Here is a 19,378-nt window from a genome sequence, read left to right on the forward strand (position 1 = left end):
ATGGAAAATTATGGGGTATTATATTTATGTCCCACTCCTATTGGTAATTTAGAAGATATAACTTTAAGAGTTTTAAAAACTTTAAAAGAAGTTGATATTATAGCTGCCGAAGATACGAGGCAAACTCTTAAACTTTTAAATCATTTTGACATAAAAAAACCTCTTACCAGTTACCATGAACATAACAAAAGGACAAAAGGGGTAAAACTTATAGAGGAATTAAAAAAAGGGAAGTCAATTGCCTTAGTTACAGATGCAGGTACACCTGCAATCTCAGACCCTGGGGAAGACCTTGTGAAACTTTGCATAGAAGAAGACATAAAAGTTGTGTCATTGCCTGGTCCAACTGCTGCAATTACTGCTTTAGTTGCTTCAGGATTAAATACTTCTTCCTTTGTTTTTGAAGGTTTTTTGCCGACAAAAAATAAAGAAAGAGAAGAAAGGCTAAACCGTATTTCAAAAGAAGAGAGAACTGTCATACTTTATGAGGCACCTCATCGTTTAAAAGAAACTCTCCACGAATTGAAATCTTATGTAGCTGAAAGAAAGATTGTCATAGCAAGAGAACTTACTAAAATTCATGAAGAATTTATAAGAGGGACAATAGATGAGGTTTTAACGAAACTGGGGGATGAAATAAAAGGTGAAATTGTACTAATTATTGAAGGAGCACAAAAACAACAAGTTGAAGAAAAACCAGAGATATTAATTCAAAAATACCTTGCAGAGGGAATGGATAAAAAAGAGGTTATTAAAAAAGTTGCTAAGGAATTGGGAATACCCAAAAGTCAAGTGTATAAACTTACTATAGGAAAAAAGTAAAGAAGTTGGAAATAATAGTTATTATCAATTGAATTTGATTTTCAATATCCCAAATTAAAAATATTTGCATATTTTTCACCAATAAACTATAATATATATCAACAGTGAAATTTCAATTGAGAATATGGAGGATGTTATGAATAAACAAAACGCAGCTTTGCTATCTGTGGTTTCTAACAGTGTATTGATAGCTATAAAATTGTTGGCGGGAATACTAATGCATTCAGTAGGGGTAATTTCTGAAGCCATACATTCTTCAATTGATTTAATTGCTAGTCTAATTGCCTTTTTCTCCATACGAGTAGCAGTAAAACCCGCAGATGAGGACCACCCTTTTGGACACAGCAAATATGAGAACGTTTCTGGCTTTGTGGAAGCTATTTTAATTTTTTTTGCAGCTATACTTATCATATATGAGGCAGTGCGAAGAATAATTACTGGTACTTATGTAGAAAATTTAGGAATGGGCATTATTGTCATGATTTTTGCATCTTTTGTAAATGGAGTAGTATCATATTTTTTGTTTAAAGTATCTAAAGAAGAAAATTCTATTGCCTTAAAAGCAGATGCAATGCACCTTTTAACTGATGTATTTACGTCTTTGGGAGTTACACTAGGACTTGTTGCCATAAAAGTCACTAAATTGGATATTTTGGATCCAATCATAGCTATTTTTGTTGCATTGCTTATTATAAAAGCATCAATTGAGTTGACAAAGGAAGCTTTAAAAGATTTGACAGACACTAGTCTTCCAGAAGAGGAAGTTAAAGAAATAGAGAATATAATAAAATCAAATTCTGAAATTACAAGTTTTCACAAATTGAGAACGAGAAAATCGGGGCCTCGAAGAGAAATAGACGTTCATTTGAGAGTGGACAGAAATTACAACATAGTAGATGCCCATGAATTGTCCCATAAGGTTTCAAAACAAATAACTGATAAATTCCCTGATTCCCATGTGATAATCCATGTAGAACCGGAAAGAAAAAAAGAAGAGGATAAATAATAGGAGGACACACCCTCCTATTATTTATCCTGCTATTAGTCTACAGATTTCTTTAACTCTTCAAGGCAATTTTTACATATATTTTTGCCTTTGTAGTTTATTACATTCTCAGCGTTGCCGCAGAAAATGCAAGCAGGCTCATACTTTTTGAGGACTATTTGTTCCCCATCAACATAGATTTCAAGAGCATCTCTCTCTGCTATGTTAAGTGTCCTCCTGAGCTCGATTGGTATTACTACCCTTCCCAATTCGTCTACTTTTCTTACAATACCTGTGGATTTCAACATTTTTCTCCCCTCCTGAGTTACAAAATTCGACAACTAAACTTCACTTATAATAATACCAAGTTTTGAAAAATAAGTCAACACCTTTTTTGGAATTTTTTAAGGTAAATAACATAAATTTTATTACATAAGAAGAAAAGCATAAACGAAGTTTTTTTGGTAATTTGGGAGGGCTATACCATGATAAATTACATATGGTTTTTTATGATAGCGATAGGAGTTTTAGTAGGAATAATAAATGGCAGAATGGCAGAAGTATCCAAAGCTATAATTGATTCAGCACAGACTGCTGTTGCTATTTCGATAGGGTTAGTTGGTGTAATGTCTTTATGGCTTGGAATAATGAAAATTGCAGATAAGTCAGGCCTTACAGATATTATCGCAAAATTGCTAAAACCTACAATTATAAGGCTTTTTCCTGATGTGCCAAAAGACCACCCAGCTATTTCAGCGATGATAATGAATATATCAGCTAATATGTTGGGATTAGGTAATGCAGCAACACCTTTTGGGATTAAGGCTATGGAATACCTTCAAGAGCTTAATAAAAAAGACAGTGCTTCAAATGCAATGGGCCGTTTTTTAGTGATAAATACAGCTTCAATACAGCTTATACCTGCAGTAATGATTGGAATAAGGGCTTCTTTGGGAGCTAAAAATCCTGCGGATTTTGTGATTGTCAGCGTACTTTCAACTAGCACTGCACTTGTAGCTGGCCTTATTTTGAATAAATACCTTGAAAAAATGCCTATATTTAAGGAGTGAAAATAATGATGAAAATTATATCTGAATGGATTATTCCTATACTTGTTCTTCTTATTCCTTTTTATGGAATCATAAAAAATGTCAAAGTGTATGAAGTGTTCGTCGATGGGGCAAAAGAAGGAATTTCTGTAGTTATAAAAATTTTTCCAGCTCTTGTAGCAATGCTTGTGGCAATAGGTGTATTAAGAGCGTCAGGCGCCCTTGACTTATTGGGGGAATTTTTAATGCCTTTTACAAATAAAATAGGCATGCCACAGGAGCTTGTGCCTCTTGCTTTAATAAGGCCTCTTTCGGGAAGCGGTGCTTTGGGGATTGCGACTGAGATTATAAAAACTCATGGTGCTGATTCTCTAATCGGAAAAATGGCTTCTGCTATGTATGGATCTACTGAGACCACTTTTTATGTTCTTGCTGTTTACTATGGGGCAGTGGGAATAAAAAAGATGAGACATTCTGTTATCTCTGGAATTTTTGCAGATATTATCGCAATACTTTCTTGTGTATTTTATAGCAGATTATTTTTTTAATACTTGTACACTTTTTCACTTTTGTTATACTATATATTGTAATGTTGTTTTTGCCTTTTAAAAGGAAAGGAATGATTTTTTGTGGCAACAATACCAAAATTAATAAGAAAATTAGGAAAAGAAGCATATAATTTGTATATTGTTGGGGGATACATAAGGGACAGGATTTTAAATAGAGAAGCTAAAGATTATGATTTTGTAGTTCAGGAAGATGCAGAGAAAATCGCCAAATTAGCGGCAGAAAAATTAGGGGGTACTTTTGTGCCTTTTATGGAGGAAAAAGGCACATATAGGGTTGTTGTAGGAGATGAAATATTGGATTTTACTAATTTAAGAGGAGAAGACATATACATAGATTTAGCTCATAGAGACTTTACAATGAATGCTATGGCTATAAAACTGACGGATTATTTTGAATTTGAATATATTATTGACCCTTTTGGTGGCATGATGGACATAAAAAACAGGAAAATAAAGCATGTTGGTGTGATGACCTTTAAAGAAGACCCTTTAAGAGCTTTGAGGGCCGTAAGATTTGCTGCGACTTACAAATTTGATATTGATGAGGGTACAAAGGCTAAAATAAGAGAAGAAGCGGCCTTAATAAAACAAGTAGCGCCAGAGAGAATAATGAATGAAATTTTTATAATATTAAAAGAAAAGAATTCTCACAAATATTTAAGAATGATGGAAGATTTAAAACTTATGGAAAATATATTTGAAGAAGTTGCTAAAATGAAAGAAGTAGGAAAGTGCTATTATCACCTTACGAATGCTTGGATACATTCACTAAAAACCGTAGAAGAATACGAAAATATCATAAATTCTATGAGATTTCCCAAAGACGTATATGATATAGTTTCGGAGTATTTAGATAGAAAGCTTTCTTCTGACAACAAAGTAAAGGACATAATAAAACTTGGAGCTCTTTTTCACGATATAGGCAAACCAGAATCCATATACATTGATACTGAAAATAGAGTACATTTTTACAACCACGAGACAAAAGGAGCAGAAATCGTAAAAAAGATAGCATCAAGGATGAAAATGCCCAAAAAAGAGTCTTCTTTGCTAAAGAAGCTTGTCCTTTATCACATGAAGCCTTTAATGTACTATGTAAATGGCGGACCAACGAATAAATCTCTTTTTAGATTTTTTTCCGAACTTAAGGATGATTCAATAGCGATTCTACTTTTATCTCAGGCTGATTTTACTGCTACAAGGCTTAATTTAGGTAAAGAGGAAGAGATACCAAAGTTTACAGATTATATTACCAAGCTTTTAAAAAGATATGTAGAATTTAAAGAAACAGAAAAACCATTACTTTCGCCGCTGGATATAATTATAAATTTTGATGTAAAAGATGGGAAAAAATTAGGACAGATTTTATATGAAATAAGGAAAAATAGATTTTACGGAGAAATTCAAGATAAAGAAGATGCTGTAGAGTTTGTAAAAGAAAGAATGAAAATAGAGAAAATATAATTTAAAAAGAGATGCAAAAATTTTCGCTGCATCTCTTTTTTATAAGAGTTATTTTTTATGTAGTTCAGAGAGAGGGGTTCCTCCTACGCCTATATTGTCTGGATTATTTTCTTTTATAATCACTGAGAATGCATTTATAGGAATATTGAGTACTTGTGAAGCTGCTTTTGTAAGTTCAGAAATAAGTTTTGCTTTTGTTTCCTTACTTAAATTGTCAGGTCCTTCAATTGTTATAAAAGGCATTGCAATCCTTCCTTTCTATATTTTTTTGATGTTCTCGATATTTATTTTAACACTTTTTTGTGTAAGAAACCAAATTATAAGAAAAATTTATGATGACAATTACTAAAAATCAATTATATAATATTGTTAGCATTTTTGGGATAGAGAGGAAAATGAAAAAGCTTTTATTTTTGTATAATTGCTTTTTTCTTTTGGATTTTTTTGACCCTTACCTATTTCGATTAAAACATCAAAAGAATAGTTTTTACTTTTTTTAAAATATTTTACATCTGAAGCGGCTTCTATATCAAAAAGTTGTTCATTTTTTTGAGGTTTGATTTCATAAATGTGATATATTGCGACGAGTGTAATTGTAAAAGCTATACTAATGCAGAAAATATACTAAAAAGGTAGTTGACAATACTTTTTATAAAGGGTATATTAAAGAATAAATAGATATAGTAAAAGGCGATGAAGGAAAGAGTAAAAAGCTTGAACTTTCACAGAGAGTCGGGCGAGGTGCGAACCGATAAAGTTTGGGCTTTTGAAGATGGCTCCGGAGCCGTACTGCCGAAGGCTAGTAGGTTTTACCGGGAACTCCCGTTACAGGGTAGGAGTGTGTTAGCACTCTGTGAGGCATGCGTCGTGAGGCGCATGTGAAGAAGGGTGGTACCGCGACAATCTCGCCCCTTATGTGGAGGCGAGTTTTTTATTTACAAAAAAAGAGGAGGATGGATATGAAAAAGACTTTTTACATTACGACACCTATCTATTATCCCAGTGATAAATTACATATTGGTCATTCATATACTACAGTTGCTGCAGATGCGATGGCAAGGTTTAAAAGGCTTACCGGATATGATGTCAAGTTTTTGACCGGTACTGATGAACATGGGCAAAAAATTCAAAGAATAGCAAGAGAAAAAGGGATGTCTCCTAAAGAATATGTAGACGGGATAGTTGAATGGATAAAAGATTTATGGAAGACAATGGATATAAGTAATGACCAATTTATTCGCACAACCGATAAATATCATGAGGAAATAGTACAAAAAATATTCACGAAATTGTATGAAAAAGGAGATATATACAAAAGCGAATATGAGGGATGGTACTGTACTCCTTGTGAATCTTTCTGGACAGAAAGCCAGCTTGTAGATGGGAAATGCCCAGACTGTGGTAGACCAGTAGAAAGGGTAAAAGAAGAAGGGTATTTTTTTAAATTGTCTAAATATGGGGATAGGCTGTTACAATATTATGATGAACATCCTGATTTTATACAGCCTGAGTCAAGGCGCAATGAGATGATAAACTTTATAAAATCAGGTTTGGAGGATTTGTTTGTCTCAAGGAGTTCGTTTGACTGGGGTATAAAGGTACCTTTTGACCCAAGACATGTGATTTATGTTTGGATAGATGCTTTGTCAAATTACATAACTGCTTTAGGATATTCTACAGACCATGACGACGACTTTAAAAAATACTGGCCAGCAGATGTTCATTTGGTTGGAAAAGAGATAATGAGGTTTCACACAATAATATGGCCAGCAATGCTTATGGCTCTTGACTTGCCCCTTCCTAAAAAAGTGTTTGGACACGGTTGGCTTATACTGGAAGGAGGCAAGATGTCAAAATCTAAAGGCAATGTAGTAGACCCTAAAGAGCTGGTTAGGAAATATGGCGTGGATGCTGTAAGATATTTTCTTTTGAGAGAAGTGCCTTTTGGGGCGGATGGAGTGTTTTCTAATGAAGCTTTGATAAACAGAATAAATTCAGACCTTGCTAATGACCTTGGAAACTTGCTGAGTAGGACTGTTACAATGATTGAAAAATACTTTGAGGGCATTCTGCCAAAGCCTTCACAAAAAGAAGAAGTAGATGATGACCTTATAAATACTGCACAGAATCTACCTAAAACTGTTGAAGAGTACATGGATAAACTTCAGTTTTCCAACGCTTTAATTGAAATATGGAAATTAGTAAGACGAGCTAATAAGTACATTGATGAAACAATGCCTTGGATTTTAGCGAAAGATGAAAGCAAAAAGGAAAGATTGGGTACTGTTTTGTATAATTTAGCGGAAGCTTTGAGATTTATTGCAATACTTATATCTCCTTTTATGCCAAATACCCCGCAAAAAATGTTTGAACAATTAGGAATAGAAAAAGATTTGACGACTTGGGAGAGCTTAAAGTTTGGCTTGTTAAAAGAAGGTACAAAAGTAAAAAGAGGAGAAATTATTTTCCCGAGAATAGATGTAAATAAGGAGCTGAGTGCTATAGAAGAAAAAGCAGAGGAGGAAGAGAAAAAGATAGATTATATCACTATTGAGGATTTTGCAAAAATTCAGCTTAGGGTTGCAGAGATTTTGGAAGCCGAAAAAGTGGAAGGCTCTGACAAGCTTATAAAGATGAAGCTTAAAGTGGGAGAGGAGACAAGGCAAATTGTAGGAGGAATTGCTCGTTATTACACTCCTGAAGAGCTTATAGGAAAGAAAATAATTATTGTATATAATCTGGAGCCAAAGAAACTAAAGGGTATTGAGTCTCAAGGAATGCTTTTAGCAGCATCTACCGAAGGAAAAATGTCCCTTCTTACAGTGGACAGGGATATAGAAAGTGGGGCAAAGATAAGCTAAGGAGTGATAAAATTGTTGGTAGATTCTCACGCTCATCTTGAAGATGAGAAATACGATAGAGATAGAGAAAAAGTTATTGAAGAATGTAAAAAAGACCTCACATTTTTAATAAATGTGGGGTCTAACCTCTTAACTTCTAAACAGTCTATTGAGCTAGCTCATAACTATGACTTTATATATGCTTCTGTTGGAATTCATCCCCATGATGCACAAAGGGAATTTGACAAAGTGGAAGAAATAGAGAGATTAGCTTTACAGGAAAAGGTTGTAGCAATAGGAGAAATAGGGTTAGATTATTATTACGACGACCCTCCCAAAGAGTTTCAAAAAGAGATTTTTATAAAACAAATAAGGCTTGCGAAAAAGCTAAATCTTCCAATAATAATACACGATAGGGATGCTCATGGAGATATACTAGATATATTAAAACAGGAATGGACAAAAGATTTAAGAGGGGTTTTTCACAGTTATTCGGGAAGTGTTGAAATGGCTTTTCAAGTAATTGAAATGAATTTTTACATTTCTTTAGGGGGGCCTGTGACATTTAAAAATGCAAAAAAACCTAAAGAAGTAGCAAAAGCTGTTCCTATTGAAAAACTTTTAATTGAGACAGATAGCCCTTATCTTACTCCTGAGCCTTATAGAGGAAAAAGGAATACACCGGTGTATGTGAAATTTGTAGCGAAAAAAATTGCAGAATTAAGAGAGATGCCTTATGAGGAGGTTTGTAGGATTACTGCTGAAAATGCTATAAAACTTTTTAACATCCCTCTCAAATAAAAGTTTTAAAAAACAAACCTCCTGTTTTGAGGGGAGGTATCAAAAGTCAAAAAAATGCGTATAATATCATTGAGTTTGGTTTCCCCATAAATGAAAAATTGTGTATAAAAATTTGACAAATCAATTTAATTGGATTAAAATTACTTACGACTCCCCTAAATTAAATTTTTAACAGGAGGTTATGGGATGGATACAGACAAGTTTAGAAAGCGACTTGGTGAAATAGTTAAAAAACCAGTTGCTCTTCTAACGTTGGCTGCAGTATTCCTATTGATTGTCGGAGCTATAACATACGCAAGCTTAAAAAAGGAAATAACCCTTCAGGATGAAGATAAAAAAATGGTTGTTACAACATTTAAATCAACAGTTAAGGATTTGTTAGAAGAGAAAGGAATTAAGCTAAGAAAAGAAGATGTAGTAACGCCTTCTTTAGACACTGGTTTAAAAAATGGCATGAAGGTGACTATCAAAAGAGCAGTTCCTATCACTATCTGTGTGGGTGGAAAAGCAAAAGATATTTACACTGCTGCATCTAATGTAAAAGAAGTATTTCAACAAAATAGTATAACTTTAGGACCACAAGACAAAGTAAATATGAGTTTAGATACGCCTGTGTTTAGGTACATGTACATCGACGTTACAAAAGTAACAGAAAAAATTGTTACTCAAGAAGTAGATATACCATATCAAACAGAGACAGTAAAGAATGACAATATGGAAAGAGGACAAGTAAGAGTAGTTCAACAAGGAGAAGTTGGGAAAAAACAAATTGTGATGAAAGTTACTTATGAAAACGGCAAAGAGGTAGCAAAAAATATAATAGAGGAAAAGATAATAAAAAATCCGATAAACCAAATTGTGCATGTTGGAACACTAGGAGTTTTTACTACTTCAAGAGGAGAGACTTTTAGGTATAGGGAAATTAGAACTATGGTTGCTACTGCTTATACTAATAGCGTAACAGATACCGGTAAAAAACCAGGAGATCCCAATTATGGGATAACTGCTACTGGTACGAAAGCTACAAGGGGAGTAATAGCTGTAGATCCAAGGGTTATACCTTTGGGCACACGACTTTACGTAGAAGGATATGGATTTGGAATTGCTGCAGATACAGGTGGAGCTATTAAAGGGGATAAAATTGATGTTTTTTTCCCGACTCTTGAGGAAACAATTAAATGGGGAAGAAGATACGTGAAAGTTTATATTTTAAAATAGACAGGGTTTCCCTGTCTTATTTTTTGAGGTGGAGCTATGAAAGTAAAAGGGGTTAATGTAAAGAAAAAATGGGGACAAAATTTCATATTTGACAAAAATATTTTAGCAAAAATTGTGACTGCTTCGGGAGTTGCTTCTGAAGATTTTGTACTAGAAATTGGAACAGGATTAGGGACTTTGACAGAAGAACTAGCTAAAATGGTTAAAAAGGTAATTTCTTTTGAAATTGACAGAGAGCTTTATGAAGCAACAAAAGAAAAACTTAACATTTATAACAATGTGATTATCATAAATGAAGATATAATGAAGGTGGATTTAAATAAAATAGCTAATGAATATTTTGAAGGGAAGCCTTTTAAAGTAGTTGCTAATCTTCCTTATTACATAACTTCTCCTATAATAATGATGCTTTTAGAGTGTAAATTTGTAAAAGAGATAACTGTGCTAGTGCAAAAAGAAGTTGCTGAAAGAATTTGTGCTCTGCCGGGTACTAAGGACTATGGGATACTTACAGTTTTTATAAATTTTAAAGCAAAGCCTAAGATACTTTTTAATCTACCACCAAGTGTTTTTGTTCCTCCACCTAAGGTAGATTCTTCTCTGGTTAAATTAGAGATACTTGATAAATCTTTAGTTGGGGTAAAAGATGAAAGGTTATTTTCTAACGTGGTAAAAGCTGCTTTTGGACAAAGGAGAAAAGTATTGTCCAATGCTTTAAAAACTTTAGGACTTCCAAAAGAAATTATAGATAAAGCTTTTACTCTTTCAAACTTATCACCTCAAAGGAGAGGAGAAACTCTTAGTATAGAGGAGTTTGCTGCTTTGGCAAATGTTATTTATGATTTGACAAAGCAGTAATAATAATCCCCCTCTTTTCATAATATATATTGCAAAGTTATATTTAAGATAAATGAGGGGGAAGAATAAATGCCAATAAATATATATAAAAGGTTTTATATTGTCTTTAATCAAGAAGACAAGGGATGTTCTATTGAAGGAAAAGAAGTGACAGGTTATTTAAAAGTGGAGTTTAGAGGAAGCAGAGGAAGAATAACAGCGGCTTTGCAAAATCTTAATCCCACGTATTCCTATAATGTGAAATTGCTAAAAGGCGAGGGAGAAGTTACTGTTGTAGATTTTGGAGCAATAAAAGTAGATGATAAAGGACGCGGTGGAGGAGAATGGACTTTTAATGTAGAGAATGTAAAAGATTCGGGAATTAGTTGGGAGGAATTTTCTGTAGCATTTATAGAAGCCCATGATGGCATAAAAACTTTAGTACCTTTGGCATCTGTTATAAACAAGAAAACTACAAACTGGAAGGCTGCTTATAAAAAATATCTGTTAAAGGTAAAACAAGAAGAAACATTAACAGAGAAGAGTGATAAGAATGATAGGGAAATTAAGCAGGAGGAAACTGAAACTGCGATACCCCAAGACTATGAAAGTGCGGAAGATGAAAATATTAAAAATGAATTTACTAAAAAAGATGAAACTTTACAAAATGTTTCGGAAGAGACTCAATTTGAAACCAATTTTTATATTTCTGCCCCTGAAGAAACTCCTAAGCCATTGATGCATTCTTCTGATACTCAACAACAGAAAACTTCTTTTAAGTTTGAGGAGGAAGTAGAGGAAGGATATATAAAATATTTAAGAGAGTATGTTAACAATATAGTGAGTTTTTTGGAGGAAGTTCAGCCTTTTGAAAAAAATTTTGAAGGTTATAGGTGGTGGAAAGTTAAAACGGGTTACAGGGAGAGAAGCTTTGACCATTATCTTGTGGGATTTGTAAATGATGAGAAGGGTGAATTAAAATACATTGTGTATGGAATGCCAGGATTTTTTACTCTTGCAGACCAGCCTTTTGGTGGTATGACAGGGTTTGTAGTTTGGAAGCCAGTTAAAGAAAATTTAAGAGGCGCGAGGGATGAGGGATATTGGATTTTGCATATTGATGCAAAGACAGGACAAATTGCTGTGCCTATAGAACCAACTCCACCGCCTTTGATATAAAAATAAAAGCGTAGTCTCTACGCTTTTATTTTTATACTATTATACTATGAATTCTTTTAAATCTTCTTCTAATTTTTTCAAGCTTTCTTCATCAGTTGTGTGAGGTATTACTGTAAGGACATTTTCTAAATTAAGGCTAAAAAGGCCCATTATTGATTTTGCGTCTATTACATAGCGACCAGAAGTCACGTCTATGTCAAAAGGATATTTTGAAGTTTTTTCTACAAAATTTTTGACACTTTCAATTGTAGTTAATTTTACTTTTATTTCTTTCACGGATAATTCCCCCTTTTATGGATTTAACTTTATCGTATATGATTTGTGGACTTTTATCAATTAGCTTTTTTCACAAAAATTTTATGCTTATTTTAGTAATTGTTTTCAAAAGTAAAATCCCTCCAATGAGGGATTTTACTTAACATCTGAGGCTAAATCAATATCAACAGAAACATTTATATTTTTATCTGTTTTAACACTTATTTGTGTAATTTTACCATCGTAAGTAAAACTTTTTATGTCATATGGATAAGTTATAACTTGTGTCACAATTGCATCGGGAGAAGGGTCTATATATTTTACTTCAACTTCTAATATGGTATCTTTTGACGTTTTTATTATTTGAGCCTTTTGTATATTTACGATATATCCACCTGTTCGCATCATACCGCGAGTTGCGATTACATAATATATTCCATTTTCTTCTACTAGTTTAACAGCAGGCTTATTTTTAATAGCTTCCACAGCTGATGATACTTTTTCAGGAGGATTTTTAACATCTTTAAGTTCTATAGGAATCACTTCCTCACTTTTATTATTTAACACTTCCACAAATATTATATTATTTTTGGAATCTAATATTAATCTTATTTGATAGCCGGCCTTTAGATAATCTATTCCGACATACTCATTTTCGTTGTAAACTGGCACATTTTTTAATACATTAAAAGTCTTTAGTCCACCATTGACTTTTACAGTTATAATATTGTTATCTATAGCATAAACAGTAGCAACGACATCACGGCCATTGAGGTTATTTTGTACCTTTTCGTCAAGCCTTTCCAATAAAACAGCCATTTCTACTCTTCTGACTGGATCGTTTGGCTTGAGCTTTTCTCCATCTCCTTTGATGAGGTTCTTTTCTACAGCTACGTACATATAACCTATAGCATCTTTAGGGATCTTATCCCAGTCTTTGTAGTTCAAAACTTTATTCATATTTTGCTGAGCTTGGTTTTCCAAGCCTAAAGCGCGAACTAAATATTTTACTATTTCGTATCTTTTTGCCTTTTCATTGGGATTAAACTTTTTTAACTCGTCGTAAGTTAATATGCCCTTTTGATATGCAAGTGTAATAAAGCCTTTTTCCCAACTAAGTTTTGGCCCTTTATACTCTTTGGGAAGGTCAGTTATTTTATTAGCTTGTTCTTCATAACCCATCGCCCGTAAAATCATTACTAATGCCTCTAAATGAGTAACAGGCTTTGAAGGGTTAAATTTTTTATCTCCAACTCCTTTTATAAAACCTTTTGCATACATTTTTTCAATTGCTTTTACTGCCCATGTGAATTGTTGAATGTCGTCAAAAGAGTATTTTGGCTGCGGTTTTGCATATACTGTCGTGGAAAACAATAGTAAAAAGATTAAAACTACTGAAATAAAAAAACGCGATTTTTTTAGCATTTAATCTTTCACCTCACTCATTTTTTCATTATATTTTTCGGTATTTTTGTCTTCTTTTTGGGGGTAGTTTTCAATTTCTTTTACATTTTTGTAAGGATTTTTATCAAAGCTTTTATCAAGACTTTTATCAGAATTATTCAATTCTTTATTATCAGAATTGGTTTTTACTTTATTTTCTTCTTTTTGATCAAAAACATTATTGGTGTTGCTTTTTTTGATTCTGTATTTTCTGTGGCTCCGCTATCTTTCTGTGTAGGTTTATTATCAATATTCTCATCTTTTTTAGTTGATTTGTTTTGATTTTTTGCTTCTTCTTTTTTTACATTTTTTATAGTTTGAGTAGGTTCTTCTTTATAAAGGTCTTTTGTATTTATTTTAGCAGGTTTATCAGTGGTAATTTTAACTTTAGGAATACCTTTATCTTTAGAATCTTGAGAGGTAGTATTCATCTTTTTTTCATCCTGTTTTTCTTTTATTTTTGTATAAGCTTGTTTTAGTTCTTTAAAAAATTCGGGACTATTTAATTTATCTTTTGGTATGTTTATTCCTTCATTTTTAGCTTTTTCCCAGAGGATAAGCCTGCCAGGTGATGTTTTTTCTTTTTTAGCCTCTTCTCTTTGTACTTCATTGGATTTCAAAGTTTCTATTTGAATTTTAGCATTTGTTTTTTTTATGTCATTGATGGCTTTTTGTATATCTTCATTTATAACATGTGAATTTTTTATATTAACGGTAGTTATTACTATGGTATCTTCTTCTTTCAAAAAGCCAAGTTTTTGTGATTCTTTTACTGTTTGATTTATAAACGTTGTAATGTCAAGGCCTTTATAAGAGAGATTTTTTAAGATTTTTTTTCCATCTTCATTTAAAGGATTGGCACTTATTATTTTGGCGTTTTTATCTATTAAAACTTCAATACTTGGATTTATATCTATATACACATAGGCGTAAACTTCTGGTGATTTAAAATTAATAATAGTAAATATTAATGCGAGAAGAAGAGAAGCAGCTATTAAAATTTTAGCAGTATGCCTTAAAGCTAAAAAGTTTCCATTAAGTTCGATAGTTTCACCTATATCTACATTTTGCAAATTTTTCAAACACTTAAATTCCCCTTTTTCAGTCATTACATAAGTTTTATTTTTTTCTTTTTGAACTACAACGGCCTTCATATTTTTGACACCTCACTTTCGGGGCTTATGTATTGTTTTAAAAGAGGCAAGTCTTCAGAAATGATTATTACTAGCGCTATTATGTATTTTCTGTGTTTTTCTATAGTCTTGCGGCTTACTTTTAAAATATTTACTAAATCTTTTATAGGAAGATTCTTTTTGCTTTTTAAATATTCCAGTAAGCCCCTATTTTCACAAATTGTATAAGCAATTTTTGTAGCTATTTTTCTTGTGTCTGCGTGCTTGGGAGATTGTTTGACTAAATCATCTAAAGTTATGTTGTAAAGACTTAGCAAGTTTACAAAAGAAATCATTTCTAGTTTTCTATTTTCCGCTTCATAATCAGTGCTTTTTTCTATATATAGTTCTAAAGGAATAGTATTTTGCTGATTTTGCCGTAAAAAATCTATAAGTCGCCTTTTAATAAGCAAACTTGAAAAGCTTAAGAATGAGCCTTTTGTATCATCAAAGCTGTCTATGGCTTCGTTAAAAGCTATAAGTCCTATGCTTAATTCATCACTATTTTTTTCATCTATGTATTTGTTTGTAAATAAAGACAATTGCTTTATGATAAAGGGGGTATATTCCTCAATTAATTTTTCTCTCTCGGAGGGGTCTTTTTTAGCTACGTATACTCTGTCGTTTATATCCAACTTAACCACCCCATTATATTATTCGAATGGGTTAATTTTTTTGAGGGTATTCTATTAATAATGATTATATATTATAATATAAATGTCAACAAAAAAATACCAATGGGAGGTATAGAGTTGCTTACACAAGAACAAGTATTAAACGCTCTAAGAAAGGTTTATGACCCAGAAATAGGAAGAAGTATAGTTGACCTTGATATGGTGAGAAATATTCAAATAGAAGGGGATAAAGTTACAATTGACATAAACCTTACTGTGAAAGGTTGCCCTCTTCAAGATACTATTAAAAAAGATGCTATCGAAGAAGTATCCAAACTTGAAGGAGTTTCAGAAGTAATAGTAAATTTAGGTAGCATGACAGAAGAAGAAAGACAAAATTTAGCAAGAAAGCTTAGCGGTGGCAGAAAACCTATATTTGAAAATACGAGAGTAATAGTAGTAGGTAGTGGAAAAGGTGGAGTAGGCAAGTCCACTGTTGCAGTTAATTTAGCTGTAGCTCTTGCCAGATTAGGCTTTAAAGTAGGGCTTTTGGATGCGGATGTGTTGGGATTTAGTGTTCCAAGGCTTTTGGGGATTGTGGATGAAAGACCTTACGCATTGGATGAGCACACTATTTTGCCATTAGAAAGATTCGGGATAAAAGTGATTTCAATGGGTAATTTTACTGACGAAGATACACCTTTAATATGGAGAGGTCCACTTTTGTCAGGAGTTCTTGATCAGTTTTTCAATGATGTATATTGGGGAGAATTAGATTATTTAGTATTGGATTTACCACCAGGAACAGGAGATATACCTCTTACAGTGATGCAAAAATTGCCTGAGTCAAAATTTGTGCTTGTGACAACTCCACAAGCTTCAGCATCTCACGTAGCGGGAAGAATTGGCTATATGGCTAAAAAAGTTAATTTAGAAGTTATAGGTATTGTGGAAAACATGTCATATTTTGAATGTCCTAACTGCCACCAAAGATATAATATTTTTGGTGAAGGGGAAACAGAAAAATTGGCGCAAGATTTAGGAACGGAAATACTTGTAAAGATTCCAATGACGGTTAAAGTCAGAGAATTAAGCGATGTAGGTATACCACCTGCTCTTGATGATGGACCTGAGGGACTTCCTTATATTGAGCTGGCGGAAAAAGTTGTGGAGAAAGTAAGGCCTATCAAATAAAAAAGCCTCTTTGTAAGGCGCCAGACTGTAGACAAAACTTTTTTATAAAGGAGGCATTTTGCATAGGCTAAGCGACTTGTTACAAAGCGGCAACTAAACTTAGCGAGACCGAGGAACGGAGGCAGGGCCGAAGCCATGGAGGGCGGAGGCTGGCACCTGAGGCAAGGACGCCGAATGTGCCCGGAACCCTGCCGGAGTCCGAGGGGAAGCTTATGTTTAGTCGCTTTGTAACTCTGGAGCGAACAATGCAAAATGCCTCCTTCAAAGAAAATAACTTTGTCTACAGTCTGAAGCCTCTTTGTGAGGGTTTTTTATTTTGCAAGTTCGTCTTCAGGAATTGTATCAGTTAAATTTTCAACATATTTTGAGAGGTTTTGTATAACTTCTTCATAAGGCAAACTTTTCTCAAGACGTATAAATTTTAGCCCTTTTTGCTTTGCCTTTCCATAAGAAAGACTGCAAAAAGCTTCAGGCACAGTTATTACTACATCGGTTTTTTGATCAAGGAGAAAATCTACAATAGCACTTCTTCTTCCTTCTTTTAGAAAGTATCCCGGATTATCGTACTTTTCAGTATTTTCTTTTTGTGTATCAAAAATAATTATATATGGCCCGTCGGGAAGTTTTTCAATATAGCCCTCCTCTGTTATTGTAGCAGCTATTCTCATACAAATTTGCCTCCTTAATTTTTTACGTATTTTCTATAAATTAATTATACTCCTTATAAGAGAGAAAACAAAATTTTTAATATTGTACTTGGTATATATTCTATGATATAATACAGTATATCATAAACGAGGAGTGAGAGTTTTGCTCAAGGGAATAAAATGGCAGATTGTTTTGATAACTTTTGTAGTAGTTTTTGGATTTTTATTTGCCAGCTTTCAATTATATCAAAATAAAATTTTGCCCGATAAGATTTCAAAAGATGTAAGTACAGTTAGATTTGTTAAAATGGTAACAATTTCAACTGATACCAATGGATATACTATAAAAGTTAGATTAGGAGAAGTAGAAAATTTAATGGAAACTTACAAAGAAATAGAAAACAAGGTAAATAAATACCCTGTTAAAATAAATATTTTACTTATTGACAATCCTAATGAAAAGTTAAATAATGTTTATTATAACTCTCAGTTTTCGATTTACGAAGGCATACAAAAAGGCGATTATATGAAGATGTATGATACAATAAAAGAGATTTCAAGTAAAAATAATGTAATATCTTATGTATATATTGATAAGCAAAACATCTATTTAGATTTAAGAGATGGTTCTCATTATTTATATAAAATAATACCGCGTGAGGCTTACAAGGGGGAAAGCTAGATGGTCAAAGAAATTTTACTGGGAATAACTATCGCGTTTGCTATATTTGCAGCTTTTCTTGGTATAAATGTTACTCCTTTACTCTTTCTGGCAGGTGCTTTTTTGCTTTTTAATTATATTATGGAAAATAAAGGGTTAATACCAGGGAGCAAAAATATTATAAAACCCGAATCGGAAATATCCTTTGAAGATATTGGAGGACAAAATACTGCTATTTCTGAGTTAAAAGAAGCCTTGGATTTTGTAATAAATAGGGAGAAAATATCTAAAATGGGTATACGGCCTATCAAGGGCATATTACTGACAGGACCTCCTGGAACTGGTAAAACTTTATTAGCTAAAGCAGCTGCAAAATATACAAATTCGAGTTTTATAGCTACTTCAGGTAGTGAATTTATAGAAATGTATGCAGGAGTAGGTGCTCAAAGAGTTAGAAATCTTTTTGAAACAGCAAAAAATCTTGCTAGAAAAGAAGGCAAAAACAGTGCAATAATATTTATTGATGAAATTGATATATTAGGTGCTAAAAGAGGAACTAATGAAAGCCATCATGAATACGACCAAACCCTTAATCAATTGTTAGTGGAAATGGATGGGATTAAAAGTGATGGAGAAATAAATATTTTACTAATTGCTGCAACAAACAGGCCAGATTTATTAGATCCTGCTCTTTTGCGACCTGGCAGATTTGACAGGCAAGTAGTTGTGGACTTGCCTGATAAAAGTGGAAGGCTGCAGATTTTAAAAATTCATACAAAGAATAAGCCTTTGGGGGAAGATGTTAATCTTGAAGAAATAGCTGAAGATACTTTTGGTTTTTCTGGAGCTCATTTAGAGAGCCTTTGCAATGAGGCAGCAATTCTTGCTATGCGAGATAATTCAGAAGTTATTTTACAAAAGCATTTTAAAGAGGCTGTAGATAAAGTTATATTGGGAGAAAAAAGTGATAGAAAACCTACAGAAGAAGAAATATTTAGAGTTTCTGTTCATGAATCGGGACATGCTATAATAAGCGAAACAGTAAATCCAGGTTCTGTTGCGACTGTGACAATTGTACCAAGAGGTAAAGCACTTGGATTTGTGAGGCAGACAGACAAAGAAGACATGCTCATTTATACAAAAGAACAGTTGGAAAAAGATATAATGGTGGCTTTAGGCGGTACAGTAGCTGAGCTTTTGGTTTTGGGCAATAGAAGTACTGGTTCTGCTAATGACTTTGAACAGGCGGTTGATATTGCAAAGAAGATGGTATACACTGGATTGTCCGATTTAGGGATAGTAAGTAAGGAAGATGTTCCTAAGGAAAAGGTCAATGAGGAAGTAAATAAAATTATTCAGGTCCAAGAAGGAAAAGTAAAAGAAATTTTAGAGGGAAAACTGGAAGTATTAAAAGCGATTGCAGATATTTTAAGAAAAGAAGAAACTATATCAGGAGAGAAACTAAGAGAACTGATAGGTGAAAAGGAAGTTGCTATAGCTTGATTTGTATAAAAGAAGCGTCTGATAAAAGGCGCTTCTTTTATATGATAAAAATAAAACGAATTATAAGAAAAAAATAAGAGTATTATGAATTCTAATAAGTGGAGATTTAAAGGACAGTTAAGAAA

19 protein-coding genes, 1 pseudogene and 1 other annotated feature are annotated in these 19,378 nt (G+C 33.0%); of the genes and pseudogenes, 13 read left to right on the forward strand and 7 right to left on the reverse strand.

Annotation, left to right across the window (positions count from 1 at the left end; genetic code table 11):
- A complete protein-coding gene (gene rsmI / locus OEI98_RS00605; protein WP_004402247.1) occupies window positions 1–822 on the forward strand; it encodes a 16S rRNA (cytidine(1402)-2'-O)-methyltransferase in 822 nt (273 codons plus the stop codon).
- Window positions 823–958: 136 nt separating this feature from the next.
- Window positions 959–1,828: a cation diffusion facilitator family transporter gene (locus OEI98_RS00610; RefSeq protein WP_019907181.1), complete on the forward strand. Its 870-nt coding sequence runs from the start codon at window positions 959–961 to the stop codon at window positions 1,826–1,828.
- A gap of 35 nt (window positions 1,829–1,863) precedes the next feature.
- Here OEI98_RS00610 and OEI98_RS00615 read toward each other — a convergent pair whose 3' ends face one another.
- Window positions 1,864–2,115 carry an AbrB/MazE/SpoVT family DNA-binding domain-containing protein gene (locus tag OEI98_RS00615; protein ID WP_003867347.1) on the reverse strand — a complete coding sequence of 84 codons (252 nt, stop codon included), beginning with the start codon at window positions 2,113–2,115 and terminating at the stop codon, window positions 1,864–1,866.
- Between the two features lie 177 nt (window positions 2,116–2,292).
- Here OEI98_RS00615 and OEI98_RS00620 point away from each other — a divergent pair, with 177 nt between their 5' ends.
- From OEI98_RS00620 to OEI98_RS00630, 3 genes are all read left to right on the forward strand, one after another.
- On the forward strand, window positions 2,293–2,877 hold the full coding sequence (locus OEI98_RS00620) for a nucleoside recognition domain-containing protein (RefSeq protein ID WP_004402243.1): 585 nt from the start codon (window positions 2,293–2,295) through the stop codon (window positions 2,875–2,877).
- 5 nt (window positions 2,878–2,882) lie between these two features.
- Window positions 2,883–3,404 carry a spore maturation protein gene (locus tag OEI98_RS00625; protein ID WP_004402241.1) on the forward strand — a complete coding sequence of 174 codons (522 nt, stop codon included), beginning with the start codon at window positions 2,883–2,885 and terminating at the stop codon, window positions 3,402–3,404.
- 81 nt (window positions 3,405–3,485) lie between these two features.
- Window positions 3,486–4,889, forward strand: coding sequence for a CCA tRNA nucleotidyltransferase (locus tag OEI98_RS00630; protein ID WP_004402240.1), 1,404 nt, complete (start codon window positions 3,486–3,488; stop codon window positions 4,887–4,889).
- Window positions 4,890–4,937: 48 nt separating this feature from the next.
- Here OEI98_RS00630 and dmpI read toward each other — a convergent pair whose 3' ends face one another.
- Window positions 4,938–5,132: a 4-oxalocrotonate tautomerase DmpI gene (gene dmpI / locus OEI98_RS00635; protein ID WP_003868924.1), complete on the reverse strand. Its 195-nt coding sequence runs from the start codon at window positions 5,130–5,132 to the stop codon at window positions 4,938–4,940.
- A gap of 441 nt (window positions 5,133–5,573) precedes the next feature.
- Window positions 5,574–5,805 (forward strand) — a binding site (T-box leader).
- Between the two features lie 43 nt (window positions 5,806–5,848).
- Here dmpI and metG point away from each other — a divergent pair.
- From metG to OEI98_RS00660, 5 genes are all read left to right on the forward strand, one after another.
- A complete protein-coding gene (metG, locus tag OEI98_RS00640) occupies window positions 5,849–7,750 on the forward strand; it encodes a methionine--tRNA ligase (RefSeq protein ID WP_003868925.1) in 1,902 nt (633 codons plus the stop codon).
- Between the two features lie 12 nt (window positions 7,751–7,762).
- Window positions 7,763–8,530, forward strand: a complete 768-nt coding sequence (locus OEI98_RS00645) for a TatD family hydrolase (protein WP_003868926.1) — start codon at window positions 7,763–7,765, stop codon at window positions 8,528–8,530.
- A 186-nt stretch (window positions 8,531–8,716) separates the two neighbouring features.
- Window positions 8,717–9,748, forward strand: a complete 1,032-nt coding sequence (locus tag OEI98_RS00650; protein WP_074666069.1) for a ubiquitin-like domain-containing protein — start codon at window positions 8,717–8,719, stop codon at window positions 9,746–9,748.
- A gap of 36 nt (window positions 9,749–9,784) precedes the next feature.
- Complete coding sequence (rsmA, locus tag OEI98_RS00655) at window positions 9,785–10,606, forward strand: 16S rRNA (adenine(1518)-N(6)/adenine(1519)-N(6))-dimethyltransferase RsmA (protein ID WP_004402238.1); 822 nt, start codon at window positions 9,785–9,787, stop codon at window positions 10,604–10,606.
- A 69-nt stretch (window positions 10,607–10,675) separates the two neighbouring features.
- Complete coding sequence (locus OEI98_RS00660) at window positions 10,676–11,764, forward strand: hypothetical protein (RefSeq protein ID WP_004402237.1); 1,089 nt, start codon at window positions 10,676–10,678, stop codon at window positions 11,762–11,764.
- Window positions 11,765–11,803: 39 nt separating this feature from the next.
- Here the strand turns inward: OEI98_RS00660 and OEI98_RS00665 are convergent, their stop codons facing one another.
- The 4 genes and pseudogenes from OEI98_RS00665 to sigI all read right to left on the reverse strand — a co-directional run bounded on the left by OEI98_RS00665 (window position 11,804) and on the right by sigI (window position 15,269).
- Window positions 11,804–12,040, reverse strand: coding sequence for an HPr family phosphocarrier protein (locus OEI98_RS00665; protein WP_003867338.1), 237 nt, complete (start codon window positions 12,038–12,040; stop codon window positions 11,804–11,806).
- Between the two features lie 135 nt (window positions 12,041–12,175).
- Window positions 12,176–13,444: an S-layer homology domain-containing protein gene (locus OEI98_RS00670; protein WP_266038925.1), complete on the reverse strand. Its 1,269-nt coding sequence runs from the start codon at window positions 13,442–13,444 to the stop codon at window positions 12,176–12,178.
- Window positions 13,445–14,616 (reverse strand): annotated as a pseudogene (locus OEI98_RS00680) (anti-sigma factor domain-containing protein). It lies immediately after the preceding gene.
- Window positions 14,613–15,269: an RNA polymerase sigma factor SigI gene (sigI, locus tag OEI98_RS00685; RefSeq protein WP_004402234.1), complete on the reverse strand. Its 657-nt coding sequence runs from the start codon at window positions 15,267–15,269 to the stop codon at window positions 14,613–14,615. The pseudogene OEI98_RS00680 and the gene sigI overlap by 4 nt, the downstream one beginning before the upstream one ends.
- Window positions 15,270–15,329: 60 nt before the next feature.
- Between sigI and OEI98_RS00690 the strand changes: the two genes are divergently transcribed.
- Window positions 15,330–16,442, forward strand: a complete 1,113-nt coding sequence (locus OEI98_RS00690; protein ID WP_014062047.1) for an Mrp/NBP35 family ATP-binding protein — start codon at window positions 15,330–15,332, stop codon at window positions 16,440–16,442.
- Window positions 16,443–16,753: 311 nt separating this feature from the next.
- Here the strand turns inward: OEI98_RS00690 and OEI98_RS00695 are convergent, their stop codons facing one another.
- A complete protein-coding gene (locus OEI98_RS00695) occupies window positions 16,754–17,110 on the reverse strand; it encodes a hypothetical protein (RefSeq protein WP_004402232.1) in 357 nt (118 codons plus the stop codon).
- Window positions 17,111–17,252: 142 nt separating this feature from the next.
- Between OEI98_RS00695 and OEI98_RS00700 the strand changes: the two genes are divergently transcribed.
- A complete protein-coding gene (locus tag OEI98_RS00700; RefSeq protein ID WP_323053750.1) occupies window positions 17,253–17,771 on the forward strand; it encodes a hypothetical protein in 519 nt (172 codons plus the stop codon).
- A complete protein-coding gene (locus OEI98_RS00705) occupies window positions 17,772–19,253 on the forward strand; it encodes an AAA family ATPase (protein ID WP_266038932.1) in 1,482 nt (493 codons plus the stop codon).
- Window positions 19,254–19,378: the final 125 nt, after the last annotated feature.

It is taken from the genome of Thermoanaerobacter sp. RKWS2, assembly GCF_026240795.1.
GTDB lineage: Bacteria > Bacillota > Thermoanaerobacteria > Thermoanaerobacterales > Thermoanaerobacteraceae > Thermoanaerobacter > Thermoanaerobacter ethanolicus.